Source organism: Streptomyces sp. NPDC001980 (assembly GCF_040296885.1).
In the GTDB taxonomy this organism is placed as follows: domain Bacteria; phylum Actinomycetota; class Actinomycetes; order Streptomycetales; family Streptomycetaceae; genus Streptomyces.
The window spans coordinates 1-15,198 of sequence record NZ_JBEOYD010000056.1 but is presented as its reverse complement, the minus strand read 5'-3'; the positions used below and the strand labels follow the sequence as shown (position 1 = coordinate 15,198).

General features: G+C 65.6%; 13 protein-coding genes. 5 read left to right on the top strand and 8 right to left on the bottom strand.

The annotated features are described in order from the left end of the window. Positions 1–2 precede the first annotated feature (2 nt). The 6 genes from ABT137_RS45565 to ABT137_RS45540 form a co-directional block, all read right to left on the bottom strand. Positions 3–1,835, bottom strand: coding sequence for a DNA cytosine methyltransferase (locus ABT137_RS45565; RefSeq protein ID WP_351718678.1), 1,833 nt, complete (start codon positions 1,833–1,835; stop codon positions 3–5). Then, a complete protein-coding gene (locus ABT137_RS45560) occupies positions 1,832–2,728 on the bottom strand; it encodes a hypothetical protein (RefSeq protein ID WP_351718676.1) in 897 nt (298 codons plus the stop codon). Before ABT137_RS45560 ends, ABT137_RS45565 begins: the two co-directional genes overlap by 4 nt. Continuing rightward, positions 2,725–4,704 carry a hypothetical protein gene (locus tag ABT137_RS45555; RefSeq protein WP_351718674.1) on the bottom strand — a complete coding sequence of 660 codons (1,980 nt, stop codon included), beginning with the start codon at positions 4,702–4,704 and terminating at the stop codon, positions 2,725–2,727. The genes ABT137_RS45560 and ABT137_RS45555 overlap by 4 nt, the downstream gene beginning before the upstream one ends. Next, positions 4,701–5,717: a PD-(D/E)XK motif protein gene (locus ABT137_RS45550; RefSeq protein WP_351718672.1), complete on the bottom strand. Its 1,017-nt coding sequence runs from the start codon at positions 5,715–5,717 to the stop codon at positions 4,701–4,703. Before ABT137_RS45550 ends, ABT137_RS45555 begins: the two co-directional genes overlap by 4 nt. Continuing rightward, entirely contained in the window at positions 5,714–8,263 is a 2,550-nt protein-coding gene (locus tag ABT137_RS45545; protein WP_351718670.1) for a Z1 domain-containing protein, read from the bottom strand. The genes ABT137_RS45550 and ABT137_RS45545 overlap by 4 nt, the downstream gene beginning before the upstream one ends. A gap of 150 nt (positions 8,264–8,413) precedes the next feature. Continuing rightward, positions 8,414–8,854, bottom strand: a complete 441-nt coding sequence (locus ABT137_RS45540; RefSeq protein ID WP_351718753.1) for a very short patch repair endonuclease — start codon at positions 8,852–8,854, stop codon at positions 8,414–8,416. 536 nt (positions 8,855–9,390) lie between these two features. Here ABT137_RS45540 and ABT137_RS45535 point away from each other — a divergent pair. The 3 genes from ABT137_RS45535 to ABT137_RS45525 are packed head-to-tail and all read left to right on the top strand — an operon-like array spanning position 9,391 to position 11,028. Further along, complete coding sequence (locus ABT137_RS45535; protein ID WP_351718668.1) at positions 9,391–9,786, top strand: hypothetical protein; 396 nt, start codon at positions 9,391–9,393, stop codon at positions 9,784–9,786. Continuing rightward, positions 9,783–10,433, top strand: a complete 651-nt coding sequence (locus ABT137_RS45530) for a hypothetical protein (RefSeq protein ID WP_351718666.1) — start codon at positions 9,783–9,785, stop codon at positions 10,431–10,433. The genes ABT137_RS45535 and ABT137_RS45530 overlap by 4 nt, the downstream gene beginning before the upstream one ends. A gap of 4 nt (positions 10,434–10,437) precedes the next feature. After that, a complete protein-coding gene (locus tag ABT137_RS45525) occupies positions 10,438–11,028 on the top strand; it encodes a hypothetical protein (RefSeq protein WP_351718664.1) in 591 nt (196 codons plus the stop codon). Positions 11,029–11,050: 22 nt separating this feature from the next. Here the strand turns inward: ABT137_RS45525 and ABT137_RS45520 are convergent, their stop codons facing one another. Next, the gene (locus ABT137_RS45520; RefSeq protein WP_351718661.1) at positions 11,051–12,070 is read right to left on the bottom strand and encodes a hypothetical protein; all 1,020 of its coding nucleotides are present in this window, start codon (positions 12,068–12,070) and stop codon (positions 11,051–11,053) included. Positions 12,071–12,156: 86 nt separating this feature from the next. Here ABT137_RS45520 and ABT137_RS45515 point away from each other — a divergent pair, with 86 nt between their 5' ends. Next, the gene (locus ABT137_RS45515) at positions 12,157–12,447 is read left to right on the top strand and encodes a DUF1905 domain-containing protein (protein ID WP_350778096.1); all 291 of its coding nucleotides are present in this window, start codon (positions 12,157–12,159) and stop codon (positions 12,445–12,447) included. Between the two features lie 66 nt (positions 12,448–12,513). Here ABT137_RS45515 and ABT137_RS45510 read toward each other — a convergent pair whose 3' ends face one another. Continuing rightward, positions 12,514–13,986 (bottom strand): glycoside hydrolase, encoded by a 1,473-nt coding sequence (locus ABT137_RS45510; protein WP_351718659.1) that lies wholly within the window; start codon positions 13,984–13,986, stop codon positions 12,514–12,516. Positions 13,987–14,256: 270 nt separating this feature from the next. On the opposite strand from ABT137_RS45510, the gene ABT137_RS45505 reads away from it, so the two are divergent. Continuing rightward, entirely contained in the window at positions 14,257–15,033 is a 777-nt protein-coding gene (locus tag ABT137_RS45505) for a class E sortase (protein WP_351718656.1), read from the top strand. Positions 15,034–15,198: the final 165 nt, after the last annotated feature.

Genomic DNA, 15,198 nt, shown 5'->3' with positions numbered 1-15,198 from the left:
TCTTAGCTTCGTAGTGCGGTTGCGAGGGCGTGGCCGACGGCTGCGGCCAACGGAGGCGGCATCGCATGACCAACTTGACGATACCTGGAGGTCTTGCCGCCGAAGAGCTTCCAGTCTTCTGGGAAGGCCTGAATCGTCGCTGCCTGTTCCACTGTCAGCTTGGGCAACTCGTCCGCAGGGAAGTCGGGGCCCGGTGGCCCGTCCCCAAGGCTGTTTCCATTGACTCCGAGTGCGGCCCAGGCCTTCTTGCTGCCTGTCGGGCCGAGGTCGGCTCCACCTCTGCGATCCGAGCCGCCGACGAGCGCCGGCGCGATGCGGTCCGCGTTCTTGATCCAGCGTTCGGAGCCGAGCCATCCGCCGGCAGACATGGAGCGGCCGAGCACCTCGCCCACAGTGGGAGGCGGATTCTCGCTCGGCTGAGGCCACGAGAAACGCCCGAAGTATGGATCTCGAAGAGCGACCAGAAAGCCACTCTTTCGGTTTTGCGGAACGCCGAAGTCTGCCGCGTTGAGGATCTTCCAGCTGGTGCGAAAACCATTTTTTTGTAGCTCGTGATCTATCCAGGCGCGATCGGCGGCAAATTCCGGGCCGTCGATTAGGTCAGGAACATTCTCGAAGAGAACGGCCCTGGGGCGAATTTCGCGGGTAAGCTTGATGGCGGCCCGCAGAACTCGTCGTTCTTCGTTGTCCTCCGTCCGCCCGACGGTCGCTGATGACCTCACACGAGGCAGTCCGCCGCTGATGAGGTCGACCTCGATCACGTCCGGCCGCATGCCGGGGTTGAATTGGACGACGTCCATGCATACGACGTTCCAAGCGGGTCGATTGAGGTCGATGGAGAAACAAGCATCGGCTTTACTGTCGATGAGCAGTAGGGGATCGAATCCGGCACGCTCAAGGCCGAGCGCCTGTCCACCTGCCCCTGCGCAGATCTCCAGGGAGGTTAGTCGCCGGTCTGCCGGGGAGATCTGACGCGGTACGACAACGGGCGACGGTTCGGCATTGAGCGACTCTGAAGGCGTGGTTCTCACGACGCGGATGTGGGAATTTGCTGGTTCTGAAACTGCGTCCGCAGAGGGCTCGGGGCGCTGAGCGTTCACAGACTCCTGCGCCACGGCCCGCAACTCACTGTCCAGGGCGTGCTCCTCAACTCCGTCGAACAGTACGAACGGAGCGAGTCGTAGCAGGCGTTTGAGGAAGTCGCGGAGCGTCTCGCGCTCGTTCAGTCCTGTCAGGTCAAGTTCAGCCCAGACTCGCAGGATCGCCCGGACCAGGTGAGGACTTCCGCCCAGCGCGGCACGCCGGGCGTAGATCTGGTCGAAGGCCGCCTCGCCGAGAATTCGGAGGGCGCTGTATGGCTCCGCCTCCTCGGGCGCGCGAACCAGCTGTGCCCGCCACCAGAGTCGACCGAAGACATGCCTGGTGAGGTCGGTACCGAGGACTCGGTCCCTCGGCGGTTGCGGATAGCGCCAGAACGCGACGTCGGGAAGCACGACGAGAGCGACGAAGGCCCAGACGTCGCGTGCCGCCGCTTCGGCGGGAACCATTCCCATTTCGGCATGCAAAAGGGCAGCTAGTCGAAGGTCGAACTCCGCGTTGCGCGCTCGGTCGGAATCGTTGGGGAAGCCGGCTTGCGTCGCGAGTTCCAACACACCCTCGCGCAGTTCGCGGAGCTGATCGGTGGGCACCCGGTCGCCGCCTGTCGCCACATACACAGCGGAGTCGTGAGTGAATGCCACGTGAAGGGACAGCTCTGCCGGCGTGAGCTCCCGATACTCGTCGAACAGCGGTCTGGCCTGTTCGACGAGGAGTCGAGGGTAGAGAAAACTCGTCATGACACCTCGAAGATCTTGACGGCTGCCTGCAGATCCGACGAGAACAGCGCGGGCGACTGCCGGTGACGGAGACGTATGTCAGTGATCGACTGGCCGGGGAACAGCTGATCGAAGAGGCTTAGCAGTGTGGAGCCCAGCGACCCGTCGGGGAAGTCGGAATCCTCCGCGAATTCTTCCTGCGCCAGGGCGTGTTCGACCATGATCCGGGCTGCGTCCGCGTACACGGCCGATAGGACGATACGGTCCACAGGGCGAGGTCTGGCTGCGTTCTGAAACGCTGTGGCGGTGACGGTGTTTTGCTCGTTGACAAGCAGCAGGAGTGCGCCCATGGTCGCGCTCTCCAGACCTCCGCTGATCTGAAGGTGCCAGGCGGCGTCGTCGGGAAACGAGGTTCGTGCGAAGTCGATGACTGCCATGGGGAATTGTGGCGCGTCGCCCTGTAGACGAAGAGTCTCACGGTCGCTCCACAGCACGGATCCTGCTCGTCGCGGCGCCGACGGCCGGGCGTGAGGCATGCGCTCGGCCAGCACGAGGGCTGTGTCCAGGAGCAGCAGGCCACCAAGGTCGGCACCGCGGAGTCGGACGTCGAATTCCACTGAGCTTGTGCCGGATTCGGACAGGCGCAACTGTTGCGCGGGACCGCTGAGGTTGGAACCCGTGGCCGTCCAGACAACCGAGAGCATGAGAGCAGCACTTTCAGGAAGCCCTGTCTGACGGCGAACCTGGTCCAGGTCCACGCGGAGCGCTCTGCGGAGATGCAGATCCATTTGGTAGTCCCAGTCCGGCAATGCCTCGGGCAGAGACACCTCGCCGTCCTCGACCATCAAACGCCACGGCTCCGTCACCACGACATCCTGAGCCGGCGCCCGGTACGGGAGTACGCGCCGCGTCATGCTGTCCTCACCGCCTCGACCTTGACGCCGATCTCCGTCATGGTGTCCGGCGCCGGTCGTACCACGGCACGCCAGACGGACTCTCCGCCTTCCACCACCTGGGGATCCGACGTGTGGAGCCGCCCGGTCTCGTCCTCCCATCCGATGAGCTCTGGCATGCTCGCACCGATCGGTGGATCGGTCTCTCGGCCGCCGGAACCGGGCAATGTGACAGCGAGATCGATGCGTAGGAGCTGCGGTCCGGGAACGGGCAGCCGGAATTCCTGAACGAGCACGGAGGTATCTTCGCGGTCGTCGTAGTAAGGATCACCGAGATACTGCACTCGGGGGCGACGACGTGGAGCACTGCGGCTGCCGTCGACCGATGTCTCAAGGAACGGGTGGTCGTCATTCGGAAAGCCTCCGACCTGGGAGGCGGAGGTGCTACCTGTTCCACCGGTGCCTCGTGGATCGGTACTCGGACGACCGGCCACCCGGGGTGCGGTTGCCTCGTGGGCCTCATCCGACCTGGATGAGGCAATAGCAGTGCTTCCCGGCTTGGAGTAGGCGGTGGCGCCACCGATTCCCCAGGCGCCGCCGACCAGGCCTGAGAAGAGTGAACTGGCAGCGCCCAGGGCGACCTGGCTTGCGCCGGGACGAGCCGTGCCGCTCAAGGAGAGCAGTTGTTCCAGGGCGTCACTAATGCGCCGAAATGTCGTATGCACATAAGTGCTTTCGGGCCTGTCGAGTGACTGAGGATGCCATGCGTCGTGGGTGGGAGGCTCGGCTTTGGCGTACACCTCGTCCATGGACTCGTCAGCCCTGAAAACCCCTGCGTAGCCCTGATTTGTACTCGGTGGTTTCGGCCCGGCGTGATAGGTGACGACCAGTTCGGCAGGTCGCATCAGACAGACATGATGGATCAGGCCATCGATGTCGAGCATGAGCGAGGCACGTGTTGGCTCAAGCGCTGGCATGATGCGCTTCACCAAGCCGAGTCGTCCGAGGTGCTTCTTGGGCCTGAGGCATTCCAGGTTGCTGCCGGTCGGACCGAGCATCGCCTCGTACGCCGCGACGAACATGTTGAGAGGCCGGGTGAAACGCGGATCGGGTACCTGGTGCTGAACTCCGTCGTAGGTCATGGAGAAGCGCATCGCGGGTGGGTTGCCCGCAGTGGAGATCATTTTGGGCCAGAGATGCCAGGCAATGGTGTCGCCCAGATACTCTGCGGCTTGGGCTGGTTCGAGGTCGTCCAGGTTTGGGTCGATCACCGCAACCGTCGTTCCGGTCTCGTCCGGCCCGAAGGCTCTCAGACCGAGACGTTGAGCCACGGCTTCCGCCTTGTCGCCCACCAACGGTTCGACCACGCTGCCCGAGGTGTCGCCCCACCAGTGCCTGCCCGTGTACCGGCGCTCGGCGTCGGTGTAACTCTTCCAGAGCGTGCAGCCGATGAGGCGGGTCTCGTGCGTTCCCTGCGGGGTTCGGCAGCGGGTGTGGACGACTACTGTGCCGGGCTTGGACAGTAGGTAGAAGATCCCTTTGCCGAATCCGTAAGTGCCGCCACCGAGTGCCCTGTCGCGTGGCTCGCCGATGTTGCGAATGAAGGCAACGAAGTCACGGTCGGGACCTACCGCATTGTCAGCGCGCGTCGGACCGCCGAGACCGCGGGTACCACGATCCGACACTGCGAGAACACGGATCGAGCCTCGCTTGAGCGTGTCGCGCAGCGGGAAATGGTCGGCATTGGCGGGCGCTCCTGAGAGAAGAAGTTCTCGCCAGGCAGCAGCGTGGGCGGGCCCGACCGTCCACATGTCGATGCGGTAGTCCACGGGTGCCTGCGACTGCTTGAGCCGGGCGTCCCAGCTGTTCTGAGCCGACTCGCGCACCAAGATCGTGAGCAGGTCGAGTTCCGGCCGGCCGAGCTGATTGCGAATGCCCTCGGCGGCGCTCGCGCCTTCGGGCGGGTAGGGCTGGGAGAACCAGCGGGGCTCCGTCACGCCGACTCCTGGATCATGCGGTCGATCGTTCGCGTCACCGCATCGACTGTCATGGGTGCCGGCGCGCCGGAAAGGTCCACGGTGTATTCGACGTCCAGAACGGAAATCGGTACCCCTGCGTCCAGAAGTGATCGGCGGGTCAGGGAGGGGAAGGCGGGGGTTACTTCGTACCAACGCTCTTCATCAACGACGAAGCGTGCGTCGCGGTATCGGTCGTCGTCGCTGGGCTGGTAACCGGCCTGGGCGAGAAGTTCAAGGAGACTGACCTCGTCGTCGGCGGAGCGCAGGGCTCTTTCAATCAGTTCCAGGAAGCCAACACCGCCCGACATGGTTCGTTGCAACCGGAACCAGGTCAGACACAGGGTTCCGTCCTTGGGGGCATCGAGTTGGTCGAGCCCGTGCGCTCGCAGCCTTCGCCCTTCCCCTCTGGTGCTCGCCTTCACCTCGATGGCCAGGTTCCCGTTGGAGAAGTCGTGATGATGACCCTCCGGCCCGTGCCACAGGCGGTGTGCGCTGGAATCCAGGTGCAGGAGTCGGTCGAGCACAAGCAACTCTGCGAAAAGTCCTGCGAGTTGTTCAGGACCCAGCACTGCGCCCTGCGCCTGGATTAGCGCCTTCCAGCGATCGAGCACCTGGTAGAGAGCCTTGATCGGATTGTCCGGCAGTTTCTCCGTCGCACTCAGTATGTTTGTGCACAGCTCCGTGAACAGATCATTGAAGTCTGAGCGGAGGCAGGTGAGATCGGCGTATGTCTGATAGGTGTCCTCGTCTTCCAAAGCTCGCCTGCGCAAGTGGAGGACAGGACCATCGAGCGCGGAACGCAACTTCAGGTGCGAGTGGACTGGTACCAGTATGTGACGGTGCCCGTCGTGATCGACCGCTGCCACCAGGGCGCCCTGCCCTGTTGCCACAGGAAGTTGTGAAACCCGGAGTCGACGCTCGCCGCTGGCCGGAGCTGCCTCCAGTGCGGACCAATGCTCCTCCACGAGTACCCGGAACGTTTCGCCGTTCACGCGTCCTCACCTTCGAGGAGACTGAGGTCTTCGTCCTCCAATCGCACGCCGGACAAGTCTGCGGAGATGTATTTCTCCACGGTGCTATCCCCGCGCTGCGGCTTCGGAAAGACGAGGCCGACGCCTATGACGTCTTCTTCTGCGTTCAGAGGAGCACGCAACTTCTTTCCCGGATCTGGCTCAGACGTCTTGTCGATCGGATACAGAACCAAGAGGCCGGTGTCCGGAAGTTGGACGCGACGTTCGTTGATAATGCCATCCTCGGTGAGTTTCGCCGTGTCTCCGGCTAGATCCACTGCCGCATCACGACGGCTCATGAGCGTCTTGATGTCAGCGAAATCTGGAGTGGGCGTAGTTGTGGCAACACGACTACGGAGGTTGCGCCCGACGGACACACCAGGCGCGAAATCGAATGGCTGCCCTGCCGAACTCCCGACAATCGCGATGTTCCACCGGCGCAGCGAGCCGACTGCGACCCGCTTTCGGATGTAGCCACTGATCAGGTCGGCATCATTCTCAGGTGATTTCTCGTGGAACTTGTAAGACGCCAGGAAGTCGGTCACGACGTCGTACGGCACGTCACGAATGACGAAGCGGTCCTCGGCCGAGCGATCTTCCACCCGCACGGCATTCGACAGCGCTGCAGCGACCAGATTCCGTGCGGCGGCGGTGTTGCCACTGAGCCAGTCCGCGTTCGTGTGGAAGTAGTGAGTCTGGACCCGCTGGCCCCCGTACGAGGATGCTGCCGTGACCGCATCGCGCATCTTGGCAGCTGCAGTCACGCGAAGGGCAGGGTGGGTGCGCAGACGCACGGCGAAGGTCAGAGGCGTCTCGGATTCGGTGATGTAGATGTCGATGTCGCGGCGCATCTCGGTCTCGACCGTGGCGAGGTGGCGGAACCACTCGGCCAATTCGTCGGTCATCCAGATGCGGGGCAGATCGGCGTACCCGTTTCGGAAGCCGAACCATCGTCCCATCTGAAGCAGGGTGTCGTAGGCAGAGACGGCGCGCACGAAGTAGCTGACCGACAGACCTTCGAGGGTGAGTCCACGAGAGAGGGTGTTGCCACCCACGGCTATTGCGACGACTGGACCGTTCTCGTAATCGAGACGAGCCTCGCTACCGGAGTTGTCCATGATGATGCGGCAACTGCTGAGAACTCCCGGAAGTTCGGACACGAGGTCGTCGAACGACACCTTCGTCTCGCCGAAGTCCTCGGCGGGAACGAGCGCCGTCTCCTCATCCCAAAGGTCGCGCAATCGGGAGATGAAGGCCGTGTCGGTCAAGGTCTCCGCCGTCCGGTTCAACAGGCGCTGCAGAGGACGCTCAAAGCTGTTGTGTACGGCAGTGTTTACGCTCGTGTGGATCAGCATCGTGTTGTGCGGATTACCGGTGCGGCGAACGCGGCGAGCTGCTGTGACGAGCCAGAAGTACTCGACCGCCCTCCGGAGTGTGTCGGTGATGATAGGCTCAAAGCCCTCGACGTCGTCCTTCGTCTGGGGGCGCACGCACGGAATGTCGTCGTCCGGTACGGATCGGATCATGTCATAGCCGTCGTCGACCTGGCCGGGATCCTCTCCGTCCAAGGCATAACGTCCGAAGAGAACCTCCGTACCAAAGTGCCCTTGTGGCTTTGGCAGATTGACGACGAAGTCTCGCGGATAGAGATCCTCGGCGCTCGGGTCAATCAGTAGGTTGGCGAACGGCGACGCCGTGTATCCCACGTACGCGGAACGCGGCAGGCTCTTCATCATGCTGAGGATCAACGGATTGATGGACTTCGTGGCGACCGTGGCCTGGTCCGCCTCGTCGTCGATGATCAGTGCCGGGCAGTCTTTGAGGTAGTCCGCTGCCTTGTCGAGCCACACGGCGAGCTTGCGCAGAACCGTCGCGTTCTTCTTCACGACACAGAGCACACGCGTCTTGTTGCTGTTTCCGAAGTACGAGGCCGGATTCGCCGTAGGGGTGAAGTCCTTGTCAAGGTCGGTCAGTTGGGACCACAGGGAAGGGTTGGGTTCCACGAGCTGCTGGACGAGACGTGCCTGTGTCTGGCGTCGCAGGCCGTTGTGAATGCCCGCGAGGACGATGAACAACTTGTAGCCGCGGTCGGCTGCCTTTGCCATGACCGAGGTGAAGTTCGTGGTCTTGCCAGACTGGACGTAGCCGACTACGAGGCCCCGCGTGGAGAACTTCTTTTCCTTTGGATGGTTCAGCAGTGAGACGACGCGGGTGGAGGAATCGTCGAGGTTTCGGATGGCGATGTCCCTGGACCACCCGTCCTTGAGCAGCAGTTCCTCGATTGCCGGCCAGCATTTGTCCTTTGGCTGCGGGCCTGTGTACCAGGTGTCCCGGTTGCCCAGGACGACGGCGTGAGGTTCTTCGAGTTCCTTGATGCGTATCGTCTGCTGCTCGTGACGATCACGGATCCGCTGGATGACGTCCTCGCGGACTCCCATCAGCTCCAAGCGCTTCACGGCCTCGGACGGGGGAAAAGCGTCCAGGATCGCCTTGAACGTCTCGTACATGTCATCGAATTCGTCGGTCACAGGACTCGACCGCCCCCGCTCTCGCTCGTCACGCCGGCCCCGCGGTAGAGCCCTGACGTCGTCAGACTGCTCCGCTGTGTGGGTCGGCACCCCTCTTGCACAACTCCTACACATTATGGGGTGAGGTGGTAGTTGATAAGTGAATCAGAGTTACGATTGATGATTGTTTTCTTCGCTCTGAGTGAGGTCGGACGTGCCGGGAGGCTCACACGTGACGGGTCGCTCAGATGCCAAAGAGGCTGCGATGCGATGAGCCACGTCCGCAGGAGACTCGTGCTCCCAGAAGCGCAGGACCTTCCACCCTGCGGTGGTGAGGTGCTCGGTCGTCTCTAGATCGCGAGCGACATTCTTGTCGAGCTTCGCGCGCCACCAGGCTGCGTTGGCCTTCGGCTGCGTCGCGTGTTCGGGGCAGCCGTGCCAGAAGCAGCCGTCCAGGAAGATCGCGATCTTTGCCTTGCTGAAAACGATGTCGATAGTGCGGCGTGGCATGCCGGGGACCGGCACGTTCACCCGGTAGCGGAAGCCGGCCGAGTGCAGGAGCTTCCGGACCGCGACCTCGGGGGCCGTGTCACGAGAGCCCTGGCGGCTCATGCGGGCGGAAACGGCAGGAGAGGACGGGGTGACGTCTGGCACGGGAGTATTTTGCCAGCCGAGGGTGAATCAAGCGCAATGAGGGAGTCGCCCTGGTTTTTGTTGGACATCCACGACTGAAGCTGGGCCGCCCGCTTCTTTCTCAGTGTCGTGCCTCCGCGGCCCGCCTCAAGGGCGCTCCCGCTCCGCTGCGCTCCGCGTCCGCGTCGGCTGCGCCGATGGCCCTCCGGGCCACCCTTGACCCGGGCCGCTCCAGCACGGGGTAGAAGCGAGCGGGCGGCCCGGGGAAAGTGGGCGGCTTTCCGGAGTGTGCCTCGGGTGGGCTGCGGTCGTGGCCGGGGTTGGGGCGCGTCTGGTGGATTGGGCACGCCGGGTGGTTGGGCGGCGGCTTGGGCGCCTGTGGTGGCGGGCGGATTGTGGGCCGTGGCAGGCGTAGCGCAGCTGGGTCTGGCCACGGACCGGTGGACATGCCGCCTGTCTGCGCGCGGATGGGTGCTGCGTGTGAACGATTGACTGCACGATGAGGCGGGGCTGAGGTGAGCGGGCTCGCCTCGGGGGGCTTCTCGCTCGGCGCGCTGGCGGTGCACGGTACTGCACGTGCCGTCGGTGGGGATGACGTGGTCTCCGACCGGACGCTGGCTGAGGACGCTCTGGGTGTGCTTCCCTTCGGGGGCGTCCTCAAAGGCGTTTCCCGCGTGGCCGCCGAAAGCCGCCTTGCCGTCGGAGCCGCCAACTTCGGCCTCGTGGACACCGTTGCGGCATTCATGGGGGATCCGACCGCACTCGGATACTGGGCTCCGGAGAACGAGCGGCAGGTCGCGGAGGACGTGGTCGTTCCCGGTGGGGCGCTGCTGGTGGCCTTCGAGAACGCCTGGCACGCCGGAAGCGAGAAGGACAGGGCGGCTCGGGAGAAGGAGCAGGCGTCGCGATGAAGGAAGCGGAGATTCCTGGCCACTTCGACGGGCGGGGCCGCGTCGAGTTCAGCCTGAGCGGTCTGGAGGCGGGACAGTCCGACACGATCACCGCGATCGGGTTCGAGTTCGGCTACGACCTCGCGGCGACCGAAGTACGGAGCAGGAGCACGATGCGCCTGGTCTTCGTACGGAACGATTCCCCGACAGCTCGTCAGCGGGCCTCGCAGACCCATGACCGATTGCGCGCAGGAGGCCCGCTTCTCATGGCGTGGGCGATCCAGGCGCCCGGCGCGGGACAAGCGGCACCGCAGACCACCCTCACCGCCGTCGAGGTGGCGTCGAAACGCCGAGGCCTGGCCGCCTACGAGAGCAACGGCATCCGAGGGCTGGTCGGCCTCGTCGCCGTGCTCAGTGTCGGTTGTCTCGTCCTGGCCTGGGCGCTGCGCCACGGACCTGTCGCAGCCGTTGTGCTGGCGGTGCTGATCGCCGTGGCCCTGGCCGTCCTTGCGGCACTCGTCCCCTCGCTGACGAGGCGCTGGTACGAGAAGAACCGACGGCTGGTGGATCTCTACGACCAGCAGCGGGCCGGCCGGGTGGGGCCTCCGCCACCGCCTCCCGGACCGACACCCGGATCGCCTCCCGGCCACTTCGGCCAGGGAGGGTAGAGCAGTGATACGGGTCGACTTCTCGCTGCCCGTGGAGTTCCAGGAGATCCCTCTGGGGGCGGTCGCCACGGCCGGTGAGGGGGAGGGGCCGACGAACGAGGCGACTCGGGTCCTGCGGCGCGTCTCGCGCTTCCTGAGCGATGTCGGCGTGGTGTACGCGGCCAACTGTCTGCACACCTTCGAGGGCCGACTCTCGCTCGGGTCGCTCGCTGTCGCAGTCGTCGACTACCCGTACGGCCACAGCGCCACCACGGCGGCACGAGGAGCCGTGCAGGCTGTCCTCGGATCGAGGGGAGAGGGCTGGAGCGGAGCGGTCGTCCATGCCCCGTGCGGTCCGGCCGCCGTCTTCACCGGTGGCCAGACCCAGGTCCTCTCCACCGCGTTCTCCTCGGACGGAGGTACCGGGCGCGCAGAGCTGCCTACCGCGCAGTTCCACGCCATGATCCCGATTCCGCCCGAGGCGGGCGGAGAGGGACTGCACATGTGCCTGCTGGTCTTCTCGACACCTCAGGTCGCCCACTGGGAGAAGTGCTACGCCCCAGTCGTCGCCGGCATTCTGCGGAGTCTGCGTTTCAGCGGTGGCGGCCGTCCCTGACGTCGTCGGCGAGGAGATCGACTCAGGCGGAGGGACTCCCATGGCACTCCGCGTACGTCTGCTCCACCCCGCACCAGCAGTCAGAGGTGCGCTGAGGGGGCCAGACCACGGCCCGGCCGCGGGCCGCCAGGGTCGTCGCGTACTGCGGGAGCAGGGTCGTGTCCGATGGGGACGAGCCCTCTGAGGCGGCGAAGGCCTCGTAGGAGGGGACCGTGCCGGTGACGATGCCCAGGTTTGGGGTGCCGGAGGTGGAGAGTTCGCGTAGGGACGACTCTATGGTCGAGAGGTGCTCGGGGTGGGAGGGGTATTCGGTGGTCAGGGTCGGGTACGCCGACAGCAACTCGGCCAGTTCTCCTGCCGGCCAGTGGAGGACCGCCACCGGGAAGGGGCGGGAGAGGGCCTCGCGGTAGGCGCCGAGTTCGGCGCGTAGGCGGGAGATCTCCGCCTCCAGTTCCTCCGGGTTGTCGGAGCCCAGGGACCAGACGCGCTTGGGGTCGTGGAGTTCGTCCAGGGAGACGGACGAGGAGTGGAGGGTGTCGGCGCGGGCGTCCCAGTCGTCGTGGGGGAGGCCGAGCATGCGGCGGACCCGGTGGCGGCCGAAGAGGAGGGGGTGCGTGGCGTAGGGGGGTTCCGTCACGTCCGTGAGGAGGAGGGTCGCCGCCTCCGTGAACGTGTCGTGGGCCGCTTCCAACTCGTCGTGGGATTCCAGGGACTCCGCGACGATGACCCAGGGGGCCGGGTCGCGGGGGGCCGTGGTGCGGATGCCGTCGATGATCGCCCTGGCCTCTGCCTCGTGGTCGTACTCCCACAGGTTCGACGCCTTGAGGGCTCGGACGAGGGGCCCGTTCTCCAGGGTGTCCGGGGTGGAGAGGAGGCGGTCGTAGAGCGCGGTGGCGGCGGGGCGGTCGTCGGCCAGTTCCAGGTGGGCCGCGGCCTGCAAGAGCAGTGCTTCCGCGTCCTCGGGGTAGCGGCCGGCGGTCCGCTCCAGGCGTGCCGCTTCGGCGGTGTGGTCGACGTTCTCGGCAGGCGTGTCGGGGCGCATGAACGACACCGTACTGCCCGGCGGTGACAAAGAAGAGATAGGGATAGGGGGCAGTCGGTGCAGTTGGTAGCGAGGGGAGTTGTTCGGTGCGGTTTGAGTTCGGTGGGTGTGTTGTGGAGTGGCGGGGGCCTGCTCCCTATTACTTCGTGCCGGTGCCTGAGGAGGAGTGCGAGGAGGTTCGGGCCGTGGCGGGCATGGCCTCGTACGGGTGGGGGGTCGTTCCTGTTGAGGTGACCTTGGGCGGGGTGGTGTTCGAGACGTCCTTGTTTCCCAAGGACGGGGGGTATCTGCTGCCGTTGAAGAGTGCGGTGCGGAAGTCGCAGGGGGTGGAGGCGGGGGATGAGGTGCGGGTGGAGATGCGGGTGAGGCTCGGGTAGCGGTAGCGGTGGCGGCGGGGGCACGGTGAGCTGTGTGGCCCCGCCGCCGGGCCGGGACGGTTCGGGTCAGATCGTCACGCCGTCGATCTGGAGGGTCTGGACTGACTTCGCGGGGAAGGACGCCGCCACCGTCTTTCCGGACAGGTAGGTGTCCGAGTACGACTTGTACGCGTCGCCGCCCGTCGTCACCGTGTTCCAGCGGGGGACCAGGCCGTTCGTGCCGCCCGTCACCGTCGTGAAGCCGGAGAGGTTGAAGGTGAAGGTCTGGGCGGCGGTGGCCGTGTTCAACGCCACTATCACCAGGCGTTTGGCTGAGGAGTCGTAGGCGGCCACCGCGTTGCTCACGCCCGTGTCGAGGATCTTCATCCCCGGGCGGATGTGGCGGCTGAACTGGGCCATCACGTAGTACTTGGTGGTGACCGCGCCCGCCGCCAGGGTGTCCGCGTCGTACGCGATCATCGCCCAGTTCGTGGACGGGTCCATGACCTGCCAGTAGACCCAGGCGGTGGGGTGCAGCCAGCGGAAGTCGTAGAGCAGGTTGAAGGCCAGGGTGTAGCCGGTGCCGTCGTTGTCGCCGGTCTCGGAGTTCCACAGGGCCTTGCCGGCCGTCGTCACGACGTCGGTGTAGAGGAGGTCGCGGCGGCCGCCCGAGCCCTGGTAGCCGTGGACGTTCACGCGGTCCACGTAGCCCTTCGTGGTGGAGGAGAAGGAGCTCCAGGTGGTGCGGGCCAGGTCGTAGCTGGTCTCGTCGGATGCCGAGATCTTCGTGCTCGTCAGGCCCCGGCTGTTCAACTCGCTGCGGAGGTACGGGAGTACGGCCGACTGGACCGTGGCGTCCATGTGGCAGCCCTCCTGGGTGCCCGTCGCCGTCCACCAGGAGGAGGACGGTTCGTTGAAGGCCTCCACCGTCGCGAAGTTCACGCCCCAGTTGTTCTTGGCGTAGAGGGCCACGGAGGCGAGGTGGGAGGCGTGCTGGCGGTAGTTCCAGGACTGGAGGTTGTTGCCGCCGTCGGAGGCGCCGGACGGGTTGTGGTTGAGGCACATCCACCACATGGGGGAGTTGGCGAAGAGTTCGGCCGTCGCGCCGCGGTTCACCGCCTTTACGAGCATGGCTCGTTGCGTTGCGTCGGCGGTCCAGTCCCAGGCCGAGGAGGTGGGGTCCTCGTTGTTCCAGTCCTGCCAGTAGCCCTCGATCTGCTTGAACGCGGGGATGTTGGCGGAGGCGACCATGCTCTCGCCGTTCACGCTGTTCCAGCTGGACGCGCCGAGGTTGTAGCGGGCGATGTTCAGGCCGAGGCCGGGGAGCGAAGTGCTGTTGTACGTCGTCGACTTGGTGGTGAAGAAGATGTCGGCGAAGTCGTCGCGGGTGCCGAAGACGTTGCCCCACCAGGCCAGGGAGGTGCCCCAGCCTTCCCACGTGCCGTACGAGGTGGACGGGCTGACGGCGATCGTGGCGTCGGCGTGGGCCGTGCCGGTCGCCAGGGCGCTGCCCAGGAGGCCGCCTCCCGCGGCGGCCAGGAGTGTTCTGCGTCGGATCATGGCTGTTTCTCAACCTCTCCGTGCGGCTCAAACGCCGGTTCCCGGACCGGCGTTGACTCGTCCCCCCGCATGCCAACAGGAAGCATCAGGTGTGGTGTGTGAGGTTGTCGAGGGTTGTGACAGTGCTTTCTGATAGTGGTTTCTAAAACCCGTGGAGGAAGAGGGTGTGGGGAGGTGCGGTGACGGGGGCCGAGCGGGTCTGGTGAGTTGGAGGCCGGCGCCTTATCGTGCGGGACCGACCGGGGCGGTGGGAGGTGCGCGGTGCGGGTCGTGGGGCACGGTGAGCGGCGGTGGCGGGCCCGGCGTCGGCGGGTGCTGTGGACCGGGGGCGAACTCCTCGTCACGGTGGGCGTGGTGCTCATGCTTCTGGTCGTGCACCAGTTGTGGTGGACCAACCGGGAGGCGAAGCAGGGGGCCGAGCGGAAGGTCGAGGCCCTGGAGCGGGAGTGGGGTGGTGGAGGGGCGGCGAACGGCTCCGGGGGATCGGGCGGTGGCGGGGGGAAGGGCGGTTCCGGTACGGCGGGGGCCTCGTCGTCCGCCGGGTCCTCCGGAGCCGGCGGGGCGAAGACGTCGTACACCACCCGTGTCGTCGCCTCCCAGGCGTACGCCATCCTCGTCATCCCGCGGCTCGGGCTACGGGTCCCGATCGCCGAGGGCGTCAGCAAGCCGAAGGTGCTCAATCACGGGTACGTCGGCCACTACCCCGGCACCCAACAGCCGGGCCAGGCCGGGAACTTCGCGCTCGCCGGGCACCGGAACACCCATGGCGAGCCGTTCCGGTATCTGCCGCGGCTCCGGCTCGGGGATCCGATCGAGGTGGAGACGGAGTCGGCGACCTACACGTATGTCGTGGACCAGATCCTGCCGCAGACGTCGGCGCGCGATTCGGGGGTCGTACGGCCCGTACCGCGTTCGATCGTGAAGCCGTCGTACGGGTACAAGGAGCCGGGGTACTACATCACGCTCACCACCTGCACGCCGGAGTTCACGTCCCGGTACCGGATGGTGGTGTGGGGGAAGCTGGTGTCGACGCGGCCGCGGGCCTAGGCGCTTGCCTAGGCGCTCCGCTGGAAGTGCCGCCGTCTGCCGACTGCGGCGCCGTCGTGGCTGGTCGCGCAGTTCCTCCCCCAGCCTTCGGCCGGGGGTACCCCCAGCGCCCCTTTGGGGCGCTGCCGAACCGTAGGGAACCGCCCGCCTGGTCCAGGCGGGCGG

Excerpts from the sequence above, each read along its gene's own strand:
- ABT137_RS45510 (WP_351718659.1), bottom strand. The coding sequence starts at position 13,986 with ATGATCCGACGCAGAACACTCCTGGCCGCCGCGGGAGGCGGCCTCCTG.
- ABT137_RS45530 (WP_351718666.1), top strand. The coding sequence starts at position 9,783 with ATGAAGGAAGCGGAGATTCCTGGCCACTTCGACGGGCGGGGCCGCGTC.
- ABT137_RS45565 (WP_351718678.1), bottom strand. The coding sequence starts at position 1,835 with ATGACGAGTTTTCTCTACCCTCGACTCCTCGTCGAACAGGCCAGACCG.
- ABT137_RS45520 (WP_351718661.1), bottom strand. The coding sequence starts at position 12,070 with ATGCGCCCCGACACGCCTGCCGAGAACGTCGACCACACCGCCGAAGCG.
- ABT137_RS45560 (WP_351718676.1), bottom strand. The coding sequence starts at position 2,728 with ATGACGCGGCGCGTACTCCCGTACCGGGCGCCGGCTCAGGATGTCGTG.
- ABT137_RS45540 (WP_351718753.1), bottom strand. The coding sequence starts at position 8,854 with ATGAGCCGCCAGGGCTCTCGTGACACGGCCCCCGAGGTCGCGGTCCGG.